The following is a 21846-nucleotide window of genomic DNA, read 5'->3' as shown; positions in this document are numbered from 1 at the left end:
GTTCGTCCTGAGCTTGTCGAAGGGCGTGCTACGCGCGCCTGCGTTTGAGGCAAGCTCAGCACGAACGGATGGTGGGATCGCAAACGGCTTTAGCGGCCGTGGCTGGTGATGCGGGCGATCTCTTTGGCGACCATCTGCTCGACCATCGCGGGAAGGTGCGAATCGAGCCACTCGCGCAGCATCGGCCGAAGCATCTCGCGCACCATGCCTTCGAGCGTGTCGGAGCCTGACACCTCGGGCTTGACGATCAGCCGCGAGAGCGCATCGATCGTCGCGTTCTCGGCACCGCGCGACAGCAACGGTTCGGTCGGCGCCTCAGCCTTGGCGATCACGTCCGCAGACTGGACGGGGGTCGGCTCGGGCGCTGTCATCTTGGCAGGCATCGGTTCTTCAGCCTCGTCTTCGGCGTCGTACTCGACGGGATCGCTCAGTTCGAGCACGTCACGCGGCAGCGGACGACCGCCGGCCGGACGCAGCGGGCGACGATTGCGGCCGGCGCCGACATCGCCCTCTTCGGCGATGATCCGTTTGATCGAGGAGAGGATGTCCTCCATCGACGGTTCGGAGCTGATATCCCCCATTGCGATCAACCTTTTCGCCCCGGCATCTTGGTTAACGTGTTCTGACCGCTCTGTCTGTGGGATTTGTAGCAGGGCTGTCAACTGGTGTATCGAGAAACGGGTCAAGCGGCTTGGTCACAATCGCGGTTTGCGGCGGGGTGGCGGTGGTGCTGGTCGCGACCGGCTTGGGCGCGGGCGCCGGTGCGAAATCCCAGATCGTATGGCTGACGTGCCTGTAGTTGACGACCGGATCGTAAAGCGCGCCGCCGTCCAGCCCGAGATCGCGCGCCTCGGCCTTGCCCATCGCCGCGAGCAGCGAGAAGCCGGCGACATAGGCATCGCGCTGGGCGGAGACGAGCGTGATCTGCGAATTGAGCAATTCCTGCTCGGCATTGAGGATGTCGAGAATGGTGCGGCTGCCGACGCTGTTCTCGGCGCGGACACCTTCGAGCGACAATTTGTTGGCGTTGACCGCGGTCTCGCTCGACGCGATCACCTGAAGCGAGGACTTCCAGATCGCATACGCCGATCGCGCCTGCGCGATGACGCTGCGCTCGACCTCGGTGACCTGTTCGATCGCCTGACCGCGCCGCGCCTGCGCCTGCCGGATCTGTGCGGTCGGGCCACCGCCCTGATACAGCGGCACGTTGAGCTGGACGCCGACTGTGGCCGACTTGCCGGTCTGGGTCAGGCCGAACTGCGTGGCGGACCCGAGCGAATCGAAATAGTTGAAATAATTGCCGCCGACGACCGCACTGACGCGTGGCAGCCGCGCCGCCGATGCGGTGCCGACATCGAACACGGTCGCATCGCGGCTCTTCTGCGCGGCGAGCAGCGCGGGATTGTCCTTGAGCGCGACATCGACCGCGACTTCCGGGTCGGCCGGCAGATTGGGCAGCGCCGGCGGCTCTTCGAGCGTGCCGGGCGGCGTACCGACGTAGCGGATGTAGGCTTCCCGGCTCGCGATCAACTGCGCCTGCGCGCTCTGTAACTGGCTGCGGGCGAGCGCGAGCCGCGCTTCGGACTGGGCGACATCGGTGCGGGTCAGGTCGCCGACCTGGAAGCGATCGCGGCTGGCCTGAAGATTGACATCGAGGACATGGACGTTCTGCGCGTTGAGCGACACGATCGCCTCGTCGCGGATCACGTCCATATAGGCGCCGACCACCGAGGAGAACACGCTCGCTTCGGTATCGCGCAGCGACAACCGCCCGGCATCGACGCGAGTCTTCGCCGCGTTGATCGAACTGCGGATACCACCGCCCGCGTAGAGCGGCACTGTGAGCTGCGGCTGGATGCCGATCTGGCGCTTGGGGTTGGAGAGCGTGTTGGCGTCGTTGTAGACGTTTTCGCTATACTGAACCGACGCATTGGCGGCGGGCAGCCCCTGCGCACGCGCAATCGGCACAGTCTCGTCGATCGCGCGGACATTGGCGCGATCGGCGGTGAGCGTGGGATTGGTGTTATACGCCTTGGCGAGCGCCTCGCGGAGCGTTTCGGCACCAGCCGGCGCAGCGGCGAGCAGCAGCCCCGCGCCGGCAACAGATAGAGAATATCGCATTGCCGGCGGAGTATCCCGTCAGAAGGAGAAGGTTTTCGGGCGTGCGAAGCCCGGCAGCGGTACGCATTCGATATCGGCGAACCCGACCAGGCCGAAGCCGCCGGCGGTGCGCCGGCCCGCGCTGAGCCGGGTCACGCCGCGATCACTGATGCCGGCGACGGCGCGGCCGCCGGGGCGGACCTGAGCGACGATCGCGTCGGGCACTTGTTCGACCGCGCCGTCGATCACCAGCACGTCATAGGGCGCGCCGGCGGCGTGGCCTGCTTCGAGCGGCCCCGTGACAACGGTGACGTTCGGATAGCCGGCAAGCGCGGCGCGCGCATCGGCGGCGAGCGTCGCATCACTTTCGACCGCAACGACCGAGGCGACGAGCTGCGCCAGCACCGCCGCGGTGTAGCCGCCCGCCGCACCGATCAGCAGCACGCGGTCAGCGGGTTCGAGATAGGCTTCGGTGAGCAGCCGGCCGGTGGCGATCGGCACGTTCTGGAAACGGCCGTGACCGAGCGGCACGGCGGTATCGCGGTAGGCGATCTCCGCAGCGGCGGCGGGCAGGAACGCCTCGCGCGGCACCCGGTCCATCGCGGTGACGACACGCGGATCGTTGACCGCGTTGGGCCGCAATTGGCTGGCGACCATCGCGCGGCGCATGGTTTCGTGGGTCGGTTGAGATGCCGTCGAAGTCATAACGCCCCTGTCGCATAACTGTGTTGCTTATGCAATGCACTTGTCGAGATTGCCGCTTGTATCGTGGTGGCAGGGCGCCGCCAAGCCACGCACGGATTTTTCGCATGTCGCGGTTGACTTGCGCGCATTGTCCGCACAAATGCGCGCCTCCGGCCCGATGGCGGAGTGGTGACGTAGAGGACTGCAAAACCACAGCAAATCGGCAGAAAACAGCGATTGTTCGCATTTATGCCTGCGGTTCCGGACCACTACATTTCAATAGCTTACGAGAAGAGTGCGAACTCTCGGCTCGCGTCGATGCCCCTCACCCGCACCCGGGCGTGCGGGGGCACGAGGATTGCCACGCCCTTCCGGGTGCGATCTATAAGTTCTGCCAAGGCGGCCGATGGGATGACTTGGCAGCAAGCCCGTACCCGGACCCGAGAGTGGAAGGGGTTGCCCTTCCACTGGAAGCAGCGGTTTGGAAGGGCAAAACAACGGTTTTCTGCGGCTTTGGAAGGGGTGGAAGGGGTATTCGACCCGCCGCGTATAGGGCAAAACTTCGGGCGGTCGATTTCCTAATTTCTGCAATAAATCTCTATAGCCAAATACCCTGTTTTACCCTTCCACCCCTTCCAAACTCATATTTTGACAACACAGCGTCTCGGCATGTCTTTGATTTGATGAGATTTCACGCCGTAGATTTTCGAAAAATATGGAAGGACCACCCTTGATCGCACCCCTCCAACTGGAAGGGGTGCCCCTTCCAGAACCCCTGCCCTCGTTTTTTGAGCGCTTCTACCGCACCAACCTGCGTAGGATTACCGGCGCACGCATCAGATCAAGCGATCTCATGCGGGCATACCAAAGCTGGGCGCTCGCGAATGGTGAGTGCAGCATCAATTATCTCATGCTCGCGCGGTTGATGGCGGCGACGGGACACCGGAAGGTAACGAGCAACGGCGTTCATTTCACCGATGTTGGCTTTGTCGCAGACCATGCTCAAGTAACTGATACGCTACCAAGCCCGTTCGTCGGATCGCTGCCGCCCGTTGCGTCACGGCGTAGTCGCAAGAAGTCGCCAGACTTGATTGCGAAGGTAGATGCGGCGCTCCTCGATCTCTTGGAGATACGCAAGGCGCTTAGTGCGCTTGCCGAACCAAGTGAACCGCATCTAGCCGTCCAGTTCACTCTTGGGCTTTCGTGAAGGTGTTGACCGTGGGCTTGGGTCCTTCCGGCCAATTCTTGTCTTACGGGGTGTAAAGGCGTGATGCGTGCGAGTGACCCGTTATTTCAGAAGGCTTATTCTTGTGCTTCCGGTTTGGGTTCGATCGGCAGTTTAACTGATCTGGCGCGCCGGCCAAGCATGCCTGGAGAGGCGATTTTACGTAGGTTGATCGCGCTGCACGCCGACTTCCCGGTCTTACGCCACGGCACATTTGGCAGAAAATATCAGATCGACATTGAGGCGGCTGAAGCGTTCGTACTGAGGCTGGCGGAATGCCGTGGGGCAGATCCCGAAGCTAGGCATGCGCTGATCCGCCAGATTGGTCTTGAAATGGTGGCAGCACGAGAGGGCCAACCCGATGGAAAATGACAGCTGGATGACCGAGGCGCAGGCGGCGCGGGTGCTGGGTATCTCCGATCGGACGCTGCGCCGTTGGCGGGGTAACGGCGCGATCGGGTATAGCCTCACTCCGGGCGGGAGGGTGCGCTACGGCTTCGAGGATATCCGTCGTTTGCAGTTGAACATGCGCGTAATGCCCTCGCTTGGCACAGGTTGTCCGTCCGCGTCCTAACTCGCCCCGTATGTCCTCACACGCCGGACGCGCTTGTGAAAGCATGTGGCTAGTAACGCGGCCATGACGAGCATCCAGACCCGCAACAGCGCCGATCAGACCGCGATCCACCATCGAGCAGCGGAGTTGAACCCCGGTTCATGGAGCGAGGCTGACAGCACCATCGACGTTATCTGGACCACCGGCGCGCCGGTAAAGCGGTTCAACTTCTATTCGTTCGAACAGGTGATTGAGACGCTGGATCTTAACCCGGCGTCAGTGCGGCTGGGACGCCTCAATTCTGGCGCCTGCGTTCTAGATTCTCATAAAAGTGTGCCGCTCGCTGCGGCGATCGGGTCGGTTATCGCGGGTTCGGCCAAGATCGAGCGCGGCAAAGGGATCGCTAAGCTCCGCCTCTCCGATACGCCGGATGTTGCGGACACTGTAGCTAAAATTCGCGCTGGTCACCTGCGCAATATCAGCGTCGGGTACGAAGTGCACACCTTCGAGCGCTTCACCTCCAATGATGGTGGGCCGGACGAGCTGCACGCAATCGACTGGGAACCAGTTGAGATTTCCTTTGTAACCGTGCCGGCGGACCCCGGCGCACAAGTTCGTTCCGGGAGTAGTAACATGGCACGTATCGTTGAAGGTGGTTCGCGCGCGAGCCGATCGTCGGCACCGGCTGGGGTGCAAAATCGCGGCGCTGGCGGCGCGCTACCCATCGGCGAGGTAGTGGACGATCTTGACGATGCTGACGAGGGCGAAGTCCGCGCCGCGCCTCGCGGGCAACGCTCGATCACGACGAATTACATTCGTGACCTCTGCGGTCGATCGGACGATTATTCGCGGTCGTTCGAGCGTCAATTGATCGAGGATCACGCCCGCGAGCCGTTCTCGCGTCGTGAACTTGAGCAGCGTTGCCGGGATGAGCTTTACCGCGTTCGGCAACGCGGAAGCGTCAGCAGCCGCACGGGCGGCGAGTTCGACGCGGTACTCGCCGACCAGCAGGTTGGACAGTCCAGCCTGATGGCGCGGATGGAGAACGCCCTATATGCGCGTATGAGCGGTCGCGCCCCAACCGACGACGCGCGCGAGTTCATGGGCGCGCGCATGGTCGATCTAGCTCGCGGGTTGATGGAAGCGCGCGGGGAAACGGCGCGGTGGGACAGCCCGAGCAAGATCGTTCAGCGCCTCGGGCAGCACACGACCAGCGATTTCCCGATCATCCTCGGCAATGCCGCCGCGCGGTATCTGCTCGACGTTTTTCAGGGCTATCCCTCTCCCCTGAAGGTCCTGGCGAAGCCGCGTAGCGCCAACGACTTCAAGGCGCTCACCATCGCGCGTCTCTCGGCGAACCCGGCCTTGCTGCTTGTGCCGGAAAACGCCGAGTTCAAGCGCGGCACCGTCGTAGAGGCGGCAGAAAGCTACGCCCTGCAAACCTATGGCCGTATTTTCTCGATCAGTCGGCAGGCGATCATCAATGATGACCTCGCAGGCTTCACATCGGTGTTCAGTGCGTGGGGCCGAGCGGCAGGCGAGTTGGAGGCGAATTTGCTGGCTGGCTTCATCAACGGAAACGGCCCGGTCATGCATGACGGGAATTGGCTCTACAGCGCAGCGCATGGCAACCTTGCCCCGGCTGGATTGCCGATCACAGTCGGCTCCCTTTCGGCCGGCCGGCAGGCCATGCGCCAGCAGACCGATATCGACGGCGCAACCCCGCTCAACATCGCGCCGAAGTATCTGGTGGTCGGCGCAGCGAAGGAGACGGAAGCCGAGCAGGTTCTCGCGCAGCTCGCGGCGGCGACGACTGCGGACGTTAACCCGTTCAGCGGCAAGCTTGAGCTAGTCGTCGATTCTCGCCTCACCGGCAACGCGTGGCGTCTCTTCGCTGATCCATCGGCATGGCCTACGCTGGAAATCGCGCGGCTGGCCGGACAGGAAGATGTCTATGTCGAGACGCGGGCGGGGTTCGACGTCGATGGCGTGGACACGAAAGCACGGCTTGATATCGGTGCCGCCGCGATCGACTGGCGTGGCACCTACCAGAACCCCGGCCAATAAAGAGAAGCGAAGCGCGGATGTCCGCGATCAAACAGGACCGCGCTCGGTTGGTTGACCGGCATCATCCTGTCGCGGCGGCTTAGGGATGCCGTAGCCCCTCCGACGATCCTCTCGTCGGAGGGGCGCCCATAGCGCACCGCAACCAATCTGAACCTGCATGCTCCCAATTAGGAAACAGAGGGAGGTGCATTGTTCCTTCCGGAAGGTGTTGAAAATGAATAAAGCCAAATTGTCAGATGATCACATTGCCGGCGCTATCGCGGCATCGATGATCGATTCTCTCGGCAATGATCTCGGCGCTGAGCGCCTTTCCGTCGTGATGATGAAAGCCGCGCTAAAACTGGCCGAAGATGCCACCGACAAGCACAAAGCTTGGTTGCAGCTTCAAAAGGTCGCCGACCTAGCTGCCGATAACGCTCGGCGATTGGCCCATCCCGGCCCTTGGGGCGTGTCTTGATCCTGTCCCACCTCCTTATCAATGCGCCACCTGTCGGCAACGAATAGGATATACCATGCTTGGAATGCTCGCCTCGCTCACCGTGTCGCTTGCTGTGAAAGACGCGGCCTTCAAGTCGGGCATGGGGGCGGCAAGGGATGAAGCGCGCCGAACAGGGCAGGACTTCGACAAGGCCGGTCGCACCATGTCGGACGCGATGAACCGCGCTGCGGAGCAAGCCAACTTGGCGCTGGTGAGCATCGCGGCTACGGCGACCGAAACCGCGCACAAGATTCAAATGGCTGGCCTTGCGATGTCGGCGGCGATGCTAGCTCCACTGACAGTGATCGGTAAGAAATCGAACGACGCCGCCTCGGACTTCGAGAAGGCGATGAACGACGTTCATGCGGCTATGCTCGACGCCTCGCCGGACCAGTTGAACAAGCTGCGCGTCGCGGCGATGGCGCTCGGCCCCGCATTTGGACGCAGCGCGATGGAGGCGGCCGGGGGCATCGCCGCGCTGGCGCGCAACGGCATGTCGGCGGCGGACATTCTCGACGGTGGCTTGGTCGCGTCGCTGAAGCTCGCCGCCCTGGGGCAGACCGATCTTTCGTCAGCGGTGGACGTCACGAGCGACATCCTCCAGCAATTCCACCTCCCGGTTTCGCAGTTGCCGACCCTCGTCAACAAGGTGAGCGGCTCGCTCGATGCTTCCAAGCTGTCGTTCGACGACTTCCGCGACGCTATCGCACAGGTGGGCGGCGTTGCCGGTGGCCTTGGCTACAGCTTCGACGATATGAACACGGCGCTTGCCACGCTCATTCCCCTGATGGGGGGTGGTTCAGACGCTGGAACGAGCTTCAAGACTTTCCTGCTCTCGCTAAATCCGTCGTCGGACCAAGCAAAGCGAGATTTGGACACTCTCGGGATTTCGTTCTTTAACGTGGCACAGAATGGCGACAAGAGCGCCAAATCGCTATCCGAAATCGCCGATATCTTGAATCAAAAAGTCGCCAACCTCAACGATATGAAGAAGCGGCAATTCCTCACGGATGTATTCGGCACTGATGGGATGCGTGCAGCTATTGCCCTGATGGATGCGGGCGCAAAAAAAGTCGGCGAGATGCGCAGCCAGATCGACAAGGCATCTGCCGATCAGAAGTTGTCAGCGCTGATGCAGGGCGAGGCAAATGCCACGATGCGAGTGGCGAATGCTTGGGAGAAGCTCAAGATTGTTATCGGCGACTCGGGGCTGATACAGGCAATGACTTGGATCAAAAACACCTTTGCCGATGCGATCAACTGGCTCGCCAGCTTCCCGCCTTGGGTCTATATCACGGCGGCGGCGGTACAAACTCTCGGCGCGGCCTTCTTCGCGCTGGTGCCGTTCATGGCGAAGGTCGTGGCAACGGGCATCCTGATGCGGTTTGGGCCAATCGCTACCGCTCTCGCCGCGCTGGTAAACCCGATCGGCGTCGCGATCCGGCTATTCGGGGCGTTGGCGCTACAGATGGGGGCCACGCGCCTTGCGGCGATGGCGATGAATGCAGCGATCATGTCGAATTGGGCGCTCGCATTGGCGGCGGGGGTCTACCTCGTCTACCAGCAATATTCGAAGGTTCCCGAGGCGTCCGACGCGGCAAAGGCTTCTTTGGACGCGGCGACCGCAGCGAACAAAGAAGCAACGGATTCGACGTACCAGTTAATCACCGCGACCGGAAAGCTGCGGGTGGAATTACTCGCAAAGGCCAAGCTGGATCGAGCGGCGGCAGCCGACGCGCTCAAGAAGGCCGATGCGGACCTAGAGGCCGCGCACGCCGCGTATACCCGCGCGAAGGCGGAGAGCAGAGACCCTGGCAACTACCCCGCGATCGGTGGTTCAGCCATGTCCGTCGGTAGCGCGGTATATGGCACCGGAAAGAAGCTTGCGCAGGCGCGCGCCGACCTTGAGGCGAACATCAAGACGGTCGGGCAGCGCATCGAGAAGCTGAACACGATCCGTCACAACATCGGGATCGCCGAAGCGCCGGTAGGACCGAAGCTAGACCCGAATTTTGACAGGCCGGAGAGAACGAGGAACGGCCCCAAGGGCCGCGATACCTCAGCCGACGCCTATGACTATGCTGCGAAGCTCGCGGATGCCCGGCAGGACGTTCTCGATGCCAATGCTGATATGACCGACAATCCCCGCGCCCGGTACAAAGCCGACATGGGCGCGATCGAGAAGGAGCGCGCCGAATACGCTCACCAGCTTGCCACCGACCAAGCCATTACCAGCGCGCAGGCCGACAAGCTCATAGCCATAAAAGAGCAGGCCTTTGAATACAGAAAGGGCATCGCCAACCAGCGTCTATCCGATGCCGTCAATCAGCAAGAATATGACCTCGCCATCGCCGTGAACGATGCCGAACAGACGCACCTCTCCGCGATGCTCGACCTGGCGCAATCGACGGAGGAACGGCGCAAGCTGAGTGACCAGATCCTCGCCAAGCAGAAAGAGGCGGAGCTAAAGAAGCTCGACCTCACTCTCGCGACCGCGCCGACCAGCTCGGCCGAATGGACAAACGCGGCGCGCGCGAAAGACCGCCTCGATGCGGTCTATGCCGACAAGCAGGCGAAGCAGGACCGGGAGAACGAAAGCCCGGCGGCGAGCTACATGCGCTCGCTCAACCAGACATCGGGCCAGATCGCGGACACGGTGCAGAGCGGCGCCGTTGACGCGCTGAAGGATTTGAACACCGGGCTTTCCGACGCCATCCTCGGCGCGAAGTCTCTGGGCGATGCGTTCGCCGACATGGGCAAGCGCATCATCGCGTCGCTGCTCGACATCGCGATTCAACAAGCGCTCATCAAGCCGCTCGCCAACACACTGTTTGGCGGCATGGGCGGCGGCGGTGGCCTGATTGGCAGCATCAGTGGCTTCCTCGGCCAAACGTTCGGCGGCGGGCGTGCGACCGGCGGCAGTATTCAGGCGGATCGCTGGTACACTGTCGGCGAGCGGGGACCGGAACGGTTCTATCCCGGCATCAGCGGGACCGTCGTGCCGAACGGTGGTCGCGGCGCTGGGCCGTCCTCGACGCCATCGGTGGTGCAACTGGTGGTCGGGCCGGGCCAGCTATTCGAGCCAACTGTCCAAGCGATCTCGGGCAACGTCTCGGTGCAGACGGTCAGTGGTTATGCGGGGAAGGTGGCGACCCGGCAGGCACGGACCCTGCGCGGGTGAGCTTAGGGTCCTAGGTGAACATACCCTTGGTCGGTTTACTACTGCCTGAGAACCCGCCTGAGAGCCGCCGTGTTACAAGGCGGCTCTCAGGCGGGTGTGGTTCGACGCGTCACAACCGATCCTTCCAAAGATCGAAGTCGTTCAAGGGTTTTTGCTGAGCGCCAGCCACCAAGCGAACCGCTTCTATCAAGTCCTCGCCCCGCTTGTCGAAGACCCGGATTGCGCCCTCTGCTGAAATCTCGAAACCGCCGACGTCGATGCCGCATTCACGCGCCGCTTCCACGGCACGTTTTATGTGAAACTTCGACGGATATGACACGACCGATTCTCAGTCCGTCTTGGGTTCGAAATGCGCCGCGACGATCTGCCGTATCGCTTCGGGGCGGGACAGACCACCTGGCTGCGCCGCAATCCAAGCGTCGACCGTGGCCAACAAATCGGGTTGAAGCCGCACCGTTATCGGCGCTCCCTTTCCGGTCGCCGGACGGCCCCGCGATTTTATGACGTCACGATTTGACATGTGTAATTTATGGTGTCACACAAACGACGACCCGAAGCAAGGCGGCAACCTCACTCCGGGCCTAACCGAATCGCAAGGAACTAACCCATGCAACAGGCTGAAGGGGCGGATAGCACCCGCCACCCGCATTCGTCAGCGGGAAAAGCTGACCCGGTTTCCCCTACTACCGTGTACATCGTCGATCTGCCGTTGGAGGACGTCGCCGAGCCGATCCACGCAGTGCATTGCGGGCTCGATAATGTCGCCGCGCTGATCGTCGCCATTCAGAACGCCTGCGATTGTGTCCCAGATTTGCCGGGCGCGTTGTTCTTCAAACCGCATTTCGCCCATATCCGTTCGCTGGCTTCGATCGCCGACGGTGAGATCGAGCGGATGGCGGAGAACGTCACCGTGGTTGATGATACCACGCATAGCCATTCGTACCCGAGGCGGGCAGCATGAGCCGCCGTGTAACACGGCGGCTCATGCTCGCTGGCGGCATGGCCGCTTCCGCCGCCGCTGTGATGCCGGCGATTGCTGCGCCGAAATGGGACGCTGCGGACTGGATACGGCGTTGGAACAGGCTGGGGTGCGGCTTGACGGTCGGCGGCAACGCTTTGAGCCTCAAGGGGCGGCTCAACGGCGACCGAGCCGCGATCGGTGCGATGCTGATTGAGATCGCGCCGGCGGACCGGCAAACAGCGGTAATTGATTTGTGGGAACGAGAGCTTGCTTGGACGCAACCGGCGGAAGACGCAGCTCTCGTCGCCGTTCGCCGCCTCGAACAGGTGGATCGCGAGTTTGTGAGCGAGGCAAACGATCCTGCAGGTAACGCAGCGTGGCTAGATCGCCGGGATGCGGAGGTGCGAAAGCTGCGCTGGACGCCCGCTAGCACGAAAAAGGGGATCGTGGCTAAGATACGGCACGGCATCGATATCCAATCGGATCTGGGCGATGAGATTGTCAAAACGACGCTTGCGCAATTGGAGCGGATGTCATGACCGCGATTTCGTCGTTGCCAACACGAAATGCATGCGTCATATCGTGTTGGGCAACTCGAAAGGTCGTCATGATATCCTCCAGCAGCTTTCGCAACCTCCGTGTCGGCCCTGTGGCGGAAGCCGCGGCGATGAACGACGGCACGCTGCGCACATGGGTCAAGGTCCACAACCTGAGGATTGGTGATCGAGCAGATCGCGACGCGGGCAATCCGCGCTATGATCTAGCGGATTGCGCGCGCATGGTGATGCTTGACCTTTTGGTGATACAGGCCGGTATGCCTGCGGCCTCGGCTATATGGGCAACCAATGCTGCTTACACGCACATTGCGCTCATCGCCGAGGCTGAGCTTGCAGCGATCGACAGCGGGTGCGCTCCCAAATGCGCTCGCTACATCCTTCGGTTGCCAGTGTCGGCGATGAAGACGCAGACCAATCCAACTATTCGCCGTTTCAACGACCCCGATGAGACATCAGATCGCGAAAGCGCTCGTGGCCTCATGGGTGAATTCCAAATGGACCTCCGCGAAGTCGTGCGAGCGGCCCGCGACCGACTGGCGGGAGTGCTTGGACATTCACCGAGCGAATTGCGGAACGACTTCGCGGACGCGCCTGATTCCGGGTACAAAGCCGGCCCTTCCACAATGGAACCATCAGCCCCGCAACCTCCAAGTGGGTCCGGGGCGCGTCATGGCTGATCCCGCGTCCTTCCCCGATTGGCCTCGACTGATGGCGGTCGAACTCGCTGCGAGCTATCTCGGCGTCAGCGCATCCACATTCCGCACCCTCGGCATCGTACCGCTTAACATCGGCAAGCGCGTTTTGTGGGATCGTATCTCGCTAGATATTTACGTGAACCGCATCTCCGGCCAGCCTCTTTCGGATCACGACACCGAGCGGGCGGCCGCTGAGCAAGAACGCGCTTTCTTAGCGAAGTTCTCCCGTGGCTAGGCAGCACCCCAAATACACATACGCGGTGAAGGGCGGACGCTACTGGCGGTTTCGGCATCGCCTCGTCGGTGACGTCCCCCTGCCCGGCTCGCCCGAAAGCGCCGACTTCCACATCAAGTACGGCCAACTGCTACAGAAAATTGGCCGGCCGACCGTTGAGGTCAATCAACGCAGCTTCACCTGGCTCACCAAGCAATATGCAAAAAGCGTCGAGTTCAAGCGGCTCTCTGATCCTACCCAGATTGATTATCAACGCACGCTAGATCTGATCGCGTTTGAGCTGGGCGACCAAGAGTTCCGCATTACGACGCGCGCGATGATAAAGGCGGTGCGCGACAAATACGCCGCAACCACGCCTCGCAAGGCTCACAAAATCAAGCAGATGGTCAGCCGGCTATACGGTTGGGCTGGTGAAAACAGCTACGTCCCTGACGACTTCAACCCGGCACGCGGCATCAAAGAACTGAAACCAAAGGGCGGCGTGCGCGAAATTACCGTCTGGTCTGATTACGAGATAGACCTGTTCTGCTCGAAATGCCCGCCGCATGTCCTGACGCCGGTATTGCTCGCGCTCTACACCGGTCAGCGCCGTGAGGATGTTGTGCGCATGACGTGGCAGCAGTTTCAGGGGGGCGTCGTGCGAGTGCGTCAGAGCAAGACGCGCACGCTGCTCGATATCGGATGCCATAGCGCGCTCCGACGCCACCTGGAGGCGCTGCGGAGCAATGCCAAGGGCATTGTCATCTGCACGTCGATCGAAGGGCGGGCGTACACGGTAAGCAGTTTGTCACAGGCGCTGCGGCGGGCTGTAACCATGATCGAAGGTATGCCAGCCGATCGCTCCATGCACGGCCTGCGCTACGCCGCCGGCTCGCGCATGGATGAAGCTGGCTGCACGATCGCTGAGATCGAGGCGGTCCTAGGCCACCGCACGCATGCTATGGCGATGAAATACGCATCGCAGCGCCTGCGCGCGAAGTCGGCCGTCGAGAAAACGGAGGCGCGTGATGCATCCTGATTTTCGGAAAACTGCGAACTCGTATTTAAAAAGTGCGAACTCTCGGTTGACGGCGGGCCAAAATCCGCACAAATGCGCGCCTCCGGCCCGATGGCGGAGTGGTGACGTAGAGGACTGCAAATCCTCGCACCCGGGTTCGATTCCCGGTCGGGCCTCCACTTCCACGCGCTGCCCCTGCTGGCGCGCCCCTGACAGAAAGCCCTTCGCGCGAGGGGCTATCGTGTCCTAAGGGTCGGTCGTGACGACGCTCCCGACTGTAACCGCCCTGTACCGCTACCCGGTCAAGAGCCTGCGTGGCCATGCGCTGGATGCGGCGACGATCGGCGCGCGCGGGATCGACGGCGACCGGCGGTGGATGATCGTCGATGCGGACGGGCGCTTCCTCACACGCCGCGAGATGCCTGACATGGCGGTGTTCGACGTGCGGATCGAGGGCGATGCGCTGGTGTTCGATCATCCTCTCGTCGGTACGCATCGGGCGCCCTGCCCCACCGAGACCGCTTTGCGGATCGATGCGCGGATCTGGAACGATAGCGTCAGCGTGCGGATGGCGGATGCGGAGACCAACGATTATCTCTCGCGCGCTTTGGGGAGGCCGGTGCGGGTGGTGTTTCAGGGCAACGAGGGCGTGCGGCCGGTCAGCCCCAAACATGCCGTGCCGGGCGATCATGTCAGCCTGTCGGACGGCTATCCTTTGCTGATCGTGACGCGCGCCTCGCTCGACGCGCTCAACGCCGCGCTGGTGGTGCCGGTGCCGATCGCGCGGTTTCGTCCGAACCTCGTCGTCGATGGCGGTGACGCGTGGGGCGAAGATCGCTGGCGGCGGATTCGCATCGGCGCGGTGACGTTTCGCACACCGAAGCTGTGCTCGCGCTGCGTCATCGTCACCCAGCAGCCTCTGACCGGGGAGCGTCTGGAGGGGAATGAGCCGCTCACTACATTGCGGCGGCTCGGTCGGATGGCGAAGAGCGGCGTGGTGTTCGGGCAAAATGCCATCCCGGAGAACGACGGGGTGATCGTGCCGGGCGACCGGGTCGAGGTGCTGGAGGCGGGCGAGTCGGTGCTGGGTTAGCGCGTTACCAGAGCAGGCGCGCGGCGGTGCCGATCAGCGCCACGCCGATCGCCGGCACGGTTGCGAGCACCAGCCGACGCCGGGGCACGCCCGCATCGACGAGGAACGCGACGGCGAGGCCGGCGGCGAGCATCGTCCAGAGGTGATAGCGCAGGTCCGAGGCGACGCTCAGCACGAGATAGCCGCCGCCATAGAGCGCTGCGGATAGCGCCAGCGGCATCGCCATGCCCGGCACGCCACGGCTTGCGAACACCATGCCGAGCGCGAGCGCGATCCAGCAAATCGGCCAGCCGAGCGGGGTGCGGCAACTCTGCACGGCCAGCCAGTCGAGCGCGCGCTGGAGCGGGTTTTGCGTGATTCGGTAGCCCCAGTCGTTGGGGGCGGATTGGGGTTGCACGGGCCGTTCGATTTCGTGGCCGATCACGAAGCGCATGTTCTGGTTGGCGTGGCGCAGGCGGTGTTCGGCATAAGCGATGGGGTGCGCGGCGATTGCCTTTAGCCAGAAGACATAGGGGCTTTGGTGGTGCGCGGCGAAGGTGTCGCGGATCAGCGCGAAGCCGATCGGGCATGGCTCGGCGACCCACCATGCGTAGCTGTCCCACCGGACCGGGTCGTAGCAGCGATGGTTGACCGCGACCGGTGATGCGACCGGCAGCGGCGGGAAGGCGTCGACGCCGCTGTGTTCGGTGATGCCGCCGAGATCGAAGATCACCAGCGACAGCGCGACGCCGCTGGGTTTTGCGCCGGTCGCGTGGTTGGCGAGCGGCATCGCTGCCGCCAGCGCGAAGCCGCCGACGAGCGTGCAGGCGGCCAATCGCGCGGGCGTGCGTCGCCAGCTCGCCGGCAGCACCGCGACGAGCAGCGGCAGCGCGGCGAGCAAGGCGTTGAAGCGCAAGGTCGCGGCGAACAGCAGCAAGGTGATGGCGGCGATGCGCAGGCCCCAGCGGCCTTCGCGACCGGCCCATGCCGCCAACCCCACCGCCGCGAGCAACGCGCCCGCCATCAGACTGTCCTTGAGCACCGAGCCGAGCGTCGCCAGCGCGAACGGCAGTAGCGCCACCAGCACGACCGGCCATCGCTGCCGGGCGCGCGCGGCGAGCAGGGCGAAGCCGAGCCAGTAGAGCCCGGCTTGCAACAGCAGCATCGGAGCGGGACCGGGATGCAGCGCGATCATTTGCCGCCACACCCATTCCATCGCCGGCGGATGCCAGTCGTCGAAGGCGCCGCTCACCGCCTGGCCGTATTGGCGCACGGCATCCCAATACATGATGCCCGGCCAATAGGCGGCGAGCTGTAGCGCGGCGGCCAGCACCAGCGCGGCCACGACGATGCGGGGGCTGCGGGCGGTCAGGCGGGTTCGACCCGTTTGGCGACGAGCGCGCCGACTTCGCCCGCCTGCCACGCGAGGATCGCCGGCACGCCGATGATGAGATCGCGCGCGCGCTTGAGCAGCGACAGCGCGAGCGCGGTGGTCGGCGGCAAGCCGAACACCGGGCCGATCAGCGCATAAGCGGCTTCCTGAATACCGATCGCGCCGGGGACTGCGAAAGCGACGCTGCGCAGCGTGAAGATCAGCGCCTCGATCGTCAGCGCCGCCCACAGCGGCACATGCGACCCCATGAACCACAGCGCCACCCACGCCCCCGCCGCACTGCCGATCCACGCGAGCAGGTTGAGCGCGAAGGCGGCGAGAATCCGCCTGGGTTCGCGGTAGACCGCGTCGAGTTGCAAGCGCACCGCATCGACCGCCTCGACCGAACCGGGGATCATCCGTGCGCCCACCGCGCCGACCAGCCTGAGCACCGGGCGCTGCCCGGCGATGAAGGCGATCATCAGCACCGCCATCACGCCCAGCCCACCGATCGCGAGCGACACCAGCCCGGCGTGGACCGGGCCGCTGGTCAGCACGACGAGCAGGGTCGCGACCCCGGCGATGGTGAACAGCAATTGCGCCGCCATTTCGGTGGTCATGTCAGCGACCATCGAGGCGTAGATCAGCGAATCGGGCACGCCGCGCGCCGCGAGCGTACGCGCGCCGACGACGAGGCCGCCGAGTTGCGAGAAAGGCAGCACGTCGGTCGCCGCCTCGCGGGTGGTGCGCGCCCAGACGAACAACGGCAGCCGACGCAGTGGCTCGCCAGGCGCGGTGACGAGCCACGCGCCGCCGAGCAGCAGCAGCACGCCCACCGAGCAGAGCAGGAACGCGCCCATGCCGAGCCAGCCGATCGCCGCCATGCCCGCGAACACCTGCCGCGCGCCGACCGCCCCGACCGTCCAGCCAGCGACCGCGATGCCGATCAGGGTGGCGGCGAGCAGGCCGGCGCGCGCGAAGCGGTTCATGCGGTGGCCGGGGTCTTCTTCCGCATCAGCCTCAGCACGAGCCGGATCGCGCCGGGCACGAATTTGGGGCGGATCAGCCGCGCGTCATACGGCGCGAGCCGGCGGTCGTTCTCGGCGAGGCAAATCGCGGCGAGTTCGGGAAATTCGATCTCGACGCCCAATTCCTTCGATCCGTTGAGCGTGAAGTTGTTTTCCTGCGCCTTGGTGTTCTCGCCCATGCCCTTGGCCATGTCCAGCCGCTCCCAAATCAGGAAACACCAGACCGCCCAGACCTTGAGTTCGAAATAGGGCCGCCGCCACCACGGCATGTTGCGCCGCCACCACGCCACCCAGTTGACGAAGAACAGGATGTGCCGCCCCTCCTCGCGCATCACCGGCTCGAACGTGTCGATCAGTTCGGGCGGGAAGAAGCCGGTGTCCTTGGCGATCTTAAACAGGCCGAAGCCGAAGAAGCTGTCGATACATTCGGAGAAGCCCGAACGCATGAACGCCCATTCGGCGTCCTTGGGCTTGATGTAGGGCGGCTCGGGTTCGAGCACGATACCGTAATGCTGGACCATGTCGGCGAGCACGATCTTGTGGCGCTTCTCCTCGAAGGCATCCATTTCGAGCGCGGTCTTGAGTTCGGGATCACGCACGAAATCGGCGAAAGTCTGGACGAACAGCCCCGTCCTGCCCTCGGTTTGAACCGCCATGTCCCAGATCGGCAGCGACACGATCTTGGCGCGCACGTCGTCTTCCAGCACCGGCCAGTCGATCAGCGCGGGCGTGTAGGGATCGTGGGTATCGAGCAAAGCGCGACAGAACAGGATCTTGTGCGCGTGGCTGCCGAGCCTGACGCGCTCACCGAGCGCGGGGCCGGCGGCTTCGATTCTGCCGGGGATATAGTTCATACGCGGGTTCCGTCTACAGATCGGCGAAGCGCGCCAGCCGGATGCCGCCGCGCGCGATGATGTCGCGTGCAACCGGATCGAGCAGCGCCGCCAATTCTTCCTGATAGTGATACCCCGGTGCGGCGAGCGGATAGTCGCCCGTGGCGGGGTGAAGATAGATTTCGCTGACCCCGTCGGGCAGATGCCGGAGGATGCCGCGCAGCCGGTCCGGCGTCATCCCGCCCGACCAGGCGAGGCCGAAGACGTGATCGGGCGCCTTCATGCCGGCACGGCGCAGCTTGGTGCGGACGCGGCGCGCGAAGGGCGCGGCGATATCCATGCCCTTGACCGGCTCGACCTTGCGCAGCACCGCGCGCGGCTCGATTGGCGCACGCCCGGCGCGCATCCCGAAGCGCTGGCCGACGGCGATGACGGTCGATGCGATCGCCGGGTGCATGTGCATGTGCTTGTGCGAATCGACATGGTCGAGCGGTAGCCCGGTCGCGACGAACAGGCGGAACTGCGCCTCGATCTCGGCGGTGAGCTGGCGCCGCACCGCCGGGCGCAGCAGGATCGCGAGGCTGGTGGCGAGCGCCTCGATACGGAACATGCCGCCCGCATCGACGAGATCGGGAATGCGCTCGGGCGGGAGCGCGGGCGGCACCTCGGCGAGCGCGATGTGCAGGCCGACGCCGAGATGCGGCATCGTTCGCGTCCTCGCTACCGCATCCGCGTACGCCTCGCCCGTCACCATCAGGCTGGTGGTGGTGAGGATGCCGTCGCGGTGCGCCTGCTCGATTGCATCGTTGACCGGGACCGACACGCCGAAATCATCGGCATTGAGAATGACCGTCTTCACGTATCCGCCTCACACCGCGCCGACGCCGTAGAAGGCGGGATCGGCGAGCACGATATCGGCGACGCGCGGCGCGTTGGGGATGCCGATCCGGCGCAGCAACAGCACCATCGTCGCGCGGTCGCCCGCGCGCACCGCGCGTTCCCAATCCTCGAACAGCCCGCGCGCGGCGAGCCGTTCGTTGACCGTCATATCCGAAGCCGTGCTCACGACAAACGCCTTGTCATCAGGGGTTTACGCGGCCTCTTTGCGGCGGCGCAGGAAGTCGAAGAACTCGACGCCCTCGCGCAGACGGCGCTTCATCATGTCCCAATCACGCAGCATTTCCCACACGATCGAGCCGATCTTGGAGGGGCGGAAGTAGAAGCGCTTGTAGAATTCCTCGACCTTGTCGAAGATCACCGTCGCATTGAGATGCGGGTAGGATAGCTGCGCGATCTGGTTGCCGTCGTCGGTCAACAGGCTGTTGCTGTTGTCGAACCAGCCGTTCTCGGTCGCCTGCTTGTAGAGGAAGGTGCCGGGATAGGGCGCCGCCAGCGACACCTGGATGGTGTGCGGGTTGATCTCCTTGGCGTAGTTGATCGTCTCCTCGATCGTCTCTTCGGTCTCGCCCGGCAGGCCGAGGATGAAGGTGCCGTGGATGACGATGCCGAGCTCATGGCAGTCCTTGGTGAACTGCTTGGCGACGTCGACGCGCAGGCCCTTCTTGATGTTGTGGAGGATCTGCTGGTTGCCACTCTCATAGCCGACGAGCAGCAGGCGCAGGCCGTTCGCCTTGAGGATTTCCAAGGTCTTGCGCGGCACATTGGCCTTCGCGTTGCAGCTCCACGTCATCGGGAAGCCGGGCTTGCCGAAACCCAGCTCGCCGAGCGCGACGGCGATTTCCTCGACGCGCGAGTGGATGTCGGTCAGCGTGTCGTCGTCGAAGAAAATCTCCTTGGTCTCGGGGATGTTCTCGATGATGTACTTCACTTCCTCGACCACCTTGGCGACCGAGCGGCCACGGTAGTTGTGCCCGCCGATGGTCTGCGGCCACAGGCAGAAGGTGCAGCGGCTCTTGCAGCCACGGCCGGTATAGAAGCTGACATACGGGTGCTTGAGGTAGCCGCCGAAATATTTCTCGATCTGGAGGTCACGCTTGTAGATCGGCGAGACCATCGGCAGGTCGTCCATGTTCTCGATCATCGCGCGGTCCTTGTTGCGGACGAACGATCCGTCGGGCGCGCGCCAGGTGATGCCGTCGACTTCGGCAAGCGGCTTGCCCTCGGCGATATCGAGGATCGTGAAATCATATTCCTCGCGCGCGACGAAATCGACCGAGGCGGTGGCGGCGAGGCTCTTGTCCGGCTCGACCGCGACCTTGGCACCGACGAGACCGATCAGCGCGGTAGGGTTGCGCGCGCGGATCAGCTCGGCGCACTTCACGTCCTGCGCGAAGCTCGGCGTCGAGGTGTGCAGGACGATCAGCTCCATGCCATCGACCTCGTGCTTGATGTCGTCCCACGACTGGTCATGCGCGGGCGCGTCGATCAGCTTCGATCCGGGCACCATCGCGGCGGGCTGCGCGAGCCAGGTCGGATACCAGAACGACTTGACCTCGCGCTTCATCTGATAGCGCGCGCCGGCCCCGCCGTCATATCCGTCGAACGAGGGGCCTTGCAGGAAAAGCGAACGCATCATGGTAAAGTCTCCGGGGCCGCAGCGATGCGGCCGTGTGGTCCTATTCTAAGCGTCGCGCCGCGCCAATCAACCGAGCGGACGCAGAAGCTGGCGCAATAGACCGCAAATCCGAAAGTGTCGCGTATCGGCAACACCCAGAGCGGCGCAGCCTGCGCGCCAGCGATCCGTTCCACCGAAATTGCGGCGAAAAGGCGGACGGCGAGCGCGATTCCGGCGAGCGTTAGCCCTGCGGTGGGCCACCACAAAGCGGCGAGCAGCGCGATCGGCAGCGGGAAGGTCACGATCAACCCGAGGTACGGCGCGAGGCCGAGATCGCGTACCGTGACGCCCCAGCGCAGTTCGTGCCGCCACAGCGCGCGAGCGGAGCGTTCGTCGAAGGCGTGCGTCACCAGCAGCGGTGGCACCAAGACGGCGAGGCCGAGATCGCGCACCGCCGCGCCGATCGCATAATCATCGGCGAGCACGTCGGCGAAGCGCGCGAAGCCGCCGATCCGCTCCAGCGTGTCGCGGCGCATCGCGATGGTGGAACCCATGCACGGTGTCGCGAGGCGATTGGCGACACCGAAGATCAGTCCGAGCAGGAATTGCCAGTCGATTCCGGCCGCGCCGAGGCGCGACCAGAAGCCGGCGTCGCCGCGCCCGTGATAGGCGCAGGTGACGATACCGACATTGGGCTGGTCGAGCGCCGCCAGCACTTGCCGGATGTAATCGCGGCCGACCGCGATGTCGCTGTCGCTGAGCATCACCACCGGATGGCGGATGTGCGGTTCGAGATTGGCGAGGTTGGAGATCTTGCCGCTCGATCCGTGACGGGTCGAGTCGATGACGAGATCGATCACGGCTTCGGGGTGGCGGCGGCGCAGCGCGTCGATCGCGCGAATCGCTGGGTCATCGGCGCGCTGCACGCCGCACAGGAACTGGACCGGGCCGGTGTGCGACTGGGTGAGGAAGCTCGCGAGCGTGTCGAGGAAGCGCGGTTCGGTGCCGTGGAGCGGTTTGAGGATGGTGACGCCGACGATCGCGTCGGCCGCCGGCGCGGGGTGCGCGAAGAAGCGGCGCAGCACGAAGGTCGCCGCAAGCATCCAGCCGATGCCGATCGCGGCAAGTAGCACCGCGAGCGAGCCGAGGATTGCGGTGATGTACCCCACGTCAGAACGTCCCAATCGCCGCGCGCCGCAAACGCCCCAGCCGTTCGTCCCGAGCGAAGTCGAGGGACACGCGGTTACGTCTCGCCATGTGCCTCGACTTCGCTCGGCACGAACGGCTGGGGAG

The 21846-nt window shown here is 63.9% G+C and carries 24 protein-coding genes and 1 tRNA gene; 14 read left to right on the top strand and 11 right to left on the bottom strand.

Going from position 1 to position 21846, the window contains the following annotated elements:
- Window positions 1-89 precede the first annotated feature (89 nt).
- The 3 genes from EWE75_RS04270 to EWE75_RS04260 are packed head-to-tail and all read right to left on the bottom strand — an operon-like array spanning window position 90 to window position 2805.
- Entirely contained in the window at window positions 90-581 is a 492-nt protein-coding gene (locus EWE75_RS04270) for a DUF2497 domain-containing protein (protein WP_206364673.1), read from the bottom strand.
- 31 nt (window positions 582-612) lie between these two features.
- Entirely contained in the window at window positions 613-2121 is a 1509-nt protein-coding gene (locus EWE75_RS04265; protein WP_130155447.1) for a TolC family outer membrane protein, read from the bottom strand.
- An 18-nt stretch (window positions 2122-2139) separates the two neighbouring features.
- Window positions 2140-2805 (bottom strand): protein-L-isoaspartate O-methyltransferase family protein, encoded by a 666-nt coding sequence (locus EWE75_RS04260; RefSeq protein ID WP_130155446.1) that lies wholly within the window; start codon window positions 2803-2805, stop codon window positions 2140-2142.
- Between the two features lie 709 nt (window positions 2806-3514).
- Between EWE75_RS04260 and EWE75_RS04255 the strand changes: the two genes are divergently transcribed.
- From EWE75_RS04255 to EWE75_RS04230, 6 genes are all read left to right on the top strand, one after another.
- Complete coding sequence (locus EWE75_RS04255; protein ID WP_130155445.1) at window positions 3515-3991, top strand: hypothetical protein; 477 nt, start codon at window positions 3515-3517, stop codon at window positions 3989-3991.
- Window positions 3992-4054: 63 nt separating this feature from the next.
- On the top strand, window positions 4055-4381 hold the full coding sequence (locus EWE75_RS04250) for a hypothetical protein (RefSeq protein ID WP_165388264.1): 327 nt from the start codon (window positions 4055-4057) through the stop codon (window positions 4379-4381).
- The gene (locus EWE75_RS04245; RefSeq protein WP_206364672.1) at window positions 4371-4583 is read left to right on the top strand and encodes a helix-turn-helix domain-containing protein; all 213 of its coding nucleotides are present in this window, start codon (window positions 4371-4373) and stop codon (window positions 4581-4583) included. Before EWE75_RS04250 ends, EWE75_RS04245 begins: the two co-directional genes overlap by 11 nt.
- Before the next feature lie 63 nt (window positions 4584-4646).
- A complete protein-coding gene (locus EWE75_RS04240) occupies window positions 4647-6629 on the top strand; it encodes a prohead protease/major capsid protein fusion protein (protein WP_130155443.1) in 1983 nt (660 codons plus the stop codon).
- 214 nt (window positions 6630-6843) lie between these two features.
- Window positions 6844-7086 carry a hypothetical protein gene (locus EWE75_RS04235; protein WP_130155442.1) on the top strand — a complete coding sequence of 81 codons (243 nt, stop codon included), beginning with the start codon at window positions 6844-6846 and terminating at the stop codon, window positions 7084-7086.
- A gap of 55 nt (window positions 7087-7141) precedes the next feature.
- Window positions 7142-10288, top strand: coding sequence for a phage tail tape measure protein (locus EWE75_RS04230; protein WP_130155441.1), 3147 nt, complete (start codon window positions 7142-7144; stop codon window positions 10286-10288).
- Between the two features lie 109 nt (window positions 10289-10397).
- On the opposite strand, the gene EWE75_RS04225 is transcribed toward EWE75_RS04230, so the two are convergent.
- Window positions 10398-10607: a hypothetical protein gene (locus tag EWE75_RS04225; RefSeq protein ID WP_130155440.1), complete on the bottom strand. Its 210-nt coding sequence runs from the start codon at window positions 10605-10607 to the stop codon at window positions 10398-10400.
- Window positions 10608-10637: 30 nt separating this feature from the next.
- On the opposite strand from EWE75_RS04225, the gene EWE75_RS26425 reads away from it, so the two are divergent.
- The 8 genes from EWE75_RS26425 (at window position 10638) to EWE75_RS04185 (ending at window position 14826) form a co-directional block, all read left to right on the top strand.
- Window positions 10638-10805, top strand: a complete 168-nt coding sequence (locus EWE75_RS26425) for a hypothetical protein (RefSeq protein WP_165388263.1) — start codon at window positions 10638-10640, stop codon at window positions 10803-10805.
- Window positions 10806-10895: 90 nt separating this feature from the next.
- Entirely contained in the window at window positions 10896-11249 is a 354-nt protein-coding gene (locus EWE75_RS04215; protein WP_130155438.1) for a hypothetical protein, read from the top strand.
- Entirely contained in the window at window positions 11246-11788 is a 543-nt protein-coding gene (locus EWE75_RS04210; RefSeq protein WP_130155437.1) for a hypothetical protein, read from the top strand. Before EWE75_RS04215 ends, EWE75_RS04210 begins: the two co-directional genes overlap by 4 nt.
- Window positions 11789-11916: 128 nt before the next feature.
- Window positions 11917-12483, top strand: coding sequence for a hypothetical protein (locus tag EWE75_RS04205; RefSeq protein WP_130155436.1), 567 nt, complete (start codon window positions 11917-11919; stop codon window positions 12481-12483).
- Window positions 12476-12736, top strand: coding sequence for a DNA-binding protein (locus tag EWE75_RS04200; RefSeq protein WP_130155435.1), 261 nt, complete (start codon window positions 12476-12478; stop codon window positions 12734-12736). The genes EWE75_RS04205 and EWE75_RS04200 overlap by 8 nt, the downstream gene beginning before the upstream one ends.
- Before the next feature lie 25 nt (window positions 12737-12761).
- A complete protein-coding gene (locus EWE75_RS04195; RefSeq protein ID WP_130155434.1) occupies window positions 12762-13754 on the top strand; it encodes a tyrosine-type recombinase/integrase in 993 nt (330 codons plus the stop codon).
- An 84-nt stretch (window positions 13755-13838) separates the two neighbouring features.
- Window positions 13839-13912: transfer RNA gene (locus tag EWE75_RS04190), tRNA-Cys, on the top strand.
- Window positions 13913-13992: 80 nt separating this feature from the next.
- Window positions 13993-14826 (top strand): MOSC domain-containing protein, encoded by an 834-nt coding sequence (locus EWE75_RS04185; RefSeq protein WP_130155433.1) that lies wholly within the window; start codon window positions 13993-13995, stop codon window positions 14824-14826.
- 4 nt (window positions 14827-14830) lie between these two features.
- Here EWE75_RS04185 and EWE75_RS04180 read toward each other — a convergent pair whose 3' ends face one another.
- The 7 genes from EWE75_RS04180 to hpnI are packed head-to-tail and all read right to left on the bottom strand — an operon-like array spanning window position 14831 to window position 21722.
- Window positions 14831-16150: a hypothetical protein gene (locus EWE75_RS04180; protein ID WP_231708207.1), complete on the bottom strand. Its 1320-nt coding sequence runs from the start codon at window positions 16148-16150 to the stop codon at window positions 14831-14833.
- 23 nt (window positions 16151-16173) lie between these two features.
- Window positions 16174-17166, bottom strand: coding sequence for a lysylphosphatidylglycerol synthase domain-containing protein (locus tag EWE75_RS04175; RefSeq protein ID WP_130155432.1), 993 nt, complete (start codon window positions 17164-17166; stop codon window positions 16174-16176).
- Window positions 17163-18059, bottom strand: coding sequence for a ferritin-like domain-containing protein (locus EWE75_RS04170; protein WP_130155431.1), 897 nt, complete (start codon window positions 18057-18059; stop codon window positions 17163-17165). Before EWE75_RS04170 ends, EWE75_RS04175 begins: the two co-directional genes overlap by 4 nt.
- A 13-nt stretch (window positions 18060-18072) precedes the next feature.
- Window positions 18073-18897: a hopanoid biosynthesis-associated protein HpnK gene (hpnK, locus tag EWE75_RS04165; protein WP_130155430.1), complete on the bottom strand. Its 825-nt coding sequence runs from the start codon at window positions 18895-18897 to the stop codon at window positions 18073-18075.
- A gap of 9 nt (window positions 18898-18906) precedes the next feature.
- The gene (locus tag EWE75_RS04160) at window positions 18907-19104 is read right to left on the bottom strand and encodes a hypothetical protein (RefSeq protein WP_130155429.1); all 198 of its coding nucleotides are present in this window, start codon (window positions 19102-19104) and stop codon (window positions 18907-18909) included.
- A gap of 24 nt (window positions 19105-19128) precedes the next feature.
- The gene (gene hpnJ / locus EWE75_RS04155) at window positions 19129-20574 is read right to left on the bottom strand and encodes a hopanoid biosynthesis associated radical SAM protein HpnJ (protein WP_130155428.1); all 1446 of its coding nucleotides are present in this window, start codon (window positions 20572-20574) and stop codon (window positions 19129-19131) included.
- Window positions 20571-21722 (bottom strand): bacteriohopanetetrol glucosamine biosynthesis glycosyltransferase HpnI, encoded by a 1152-nt coding sequence (hpnI, locus tag EWE75_RS04150; RefSeq protein WP_130155427.1) that lies wholly within the window; start codon window positions 21720-21722, stop codon window positions 20571-20573. The genes hpnJ and hpnI overlap by 4 nt, the downstream gene beginning before the upstream one ends.
- Between the last annotated feature and the right edge of the window lie 124 nt (window positions 21723-21846).

The organism is Sphingomonas populi (assembly GCF_004208535.1).
In the GTDB taxonomy this organism is placed as follows: Bacteria; Pseudomonadota; Alphaproteobacteria; order Sphingomonadales; family Sphingomonadaceae; genus Sphingomonas; species Sphingomonas populi.
Note: the sequence above shows the minus strand (reverse complement) of the source record. Positions and strands in the feature narration are given on the sequence as shown.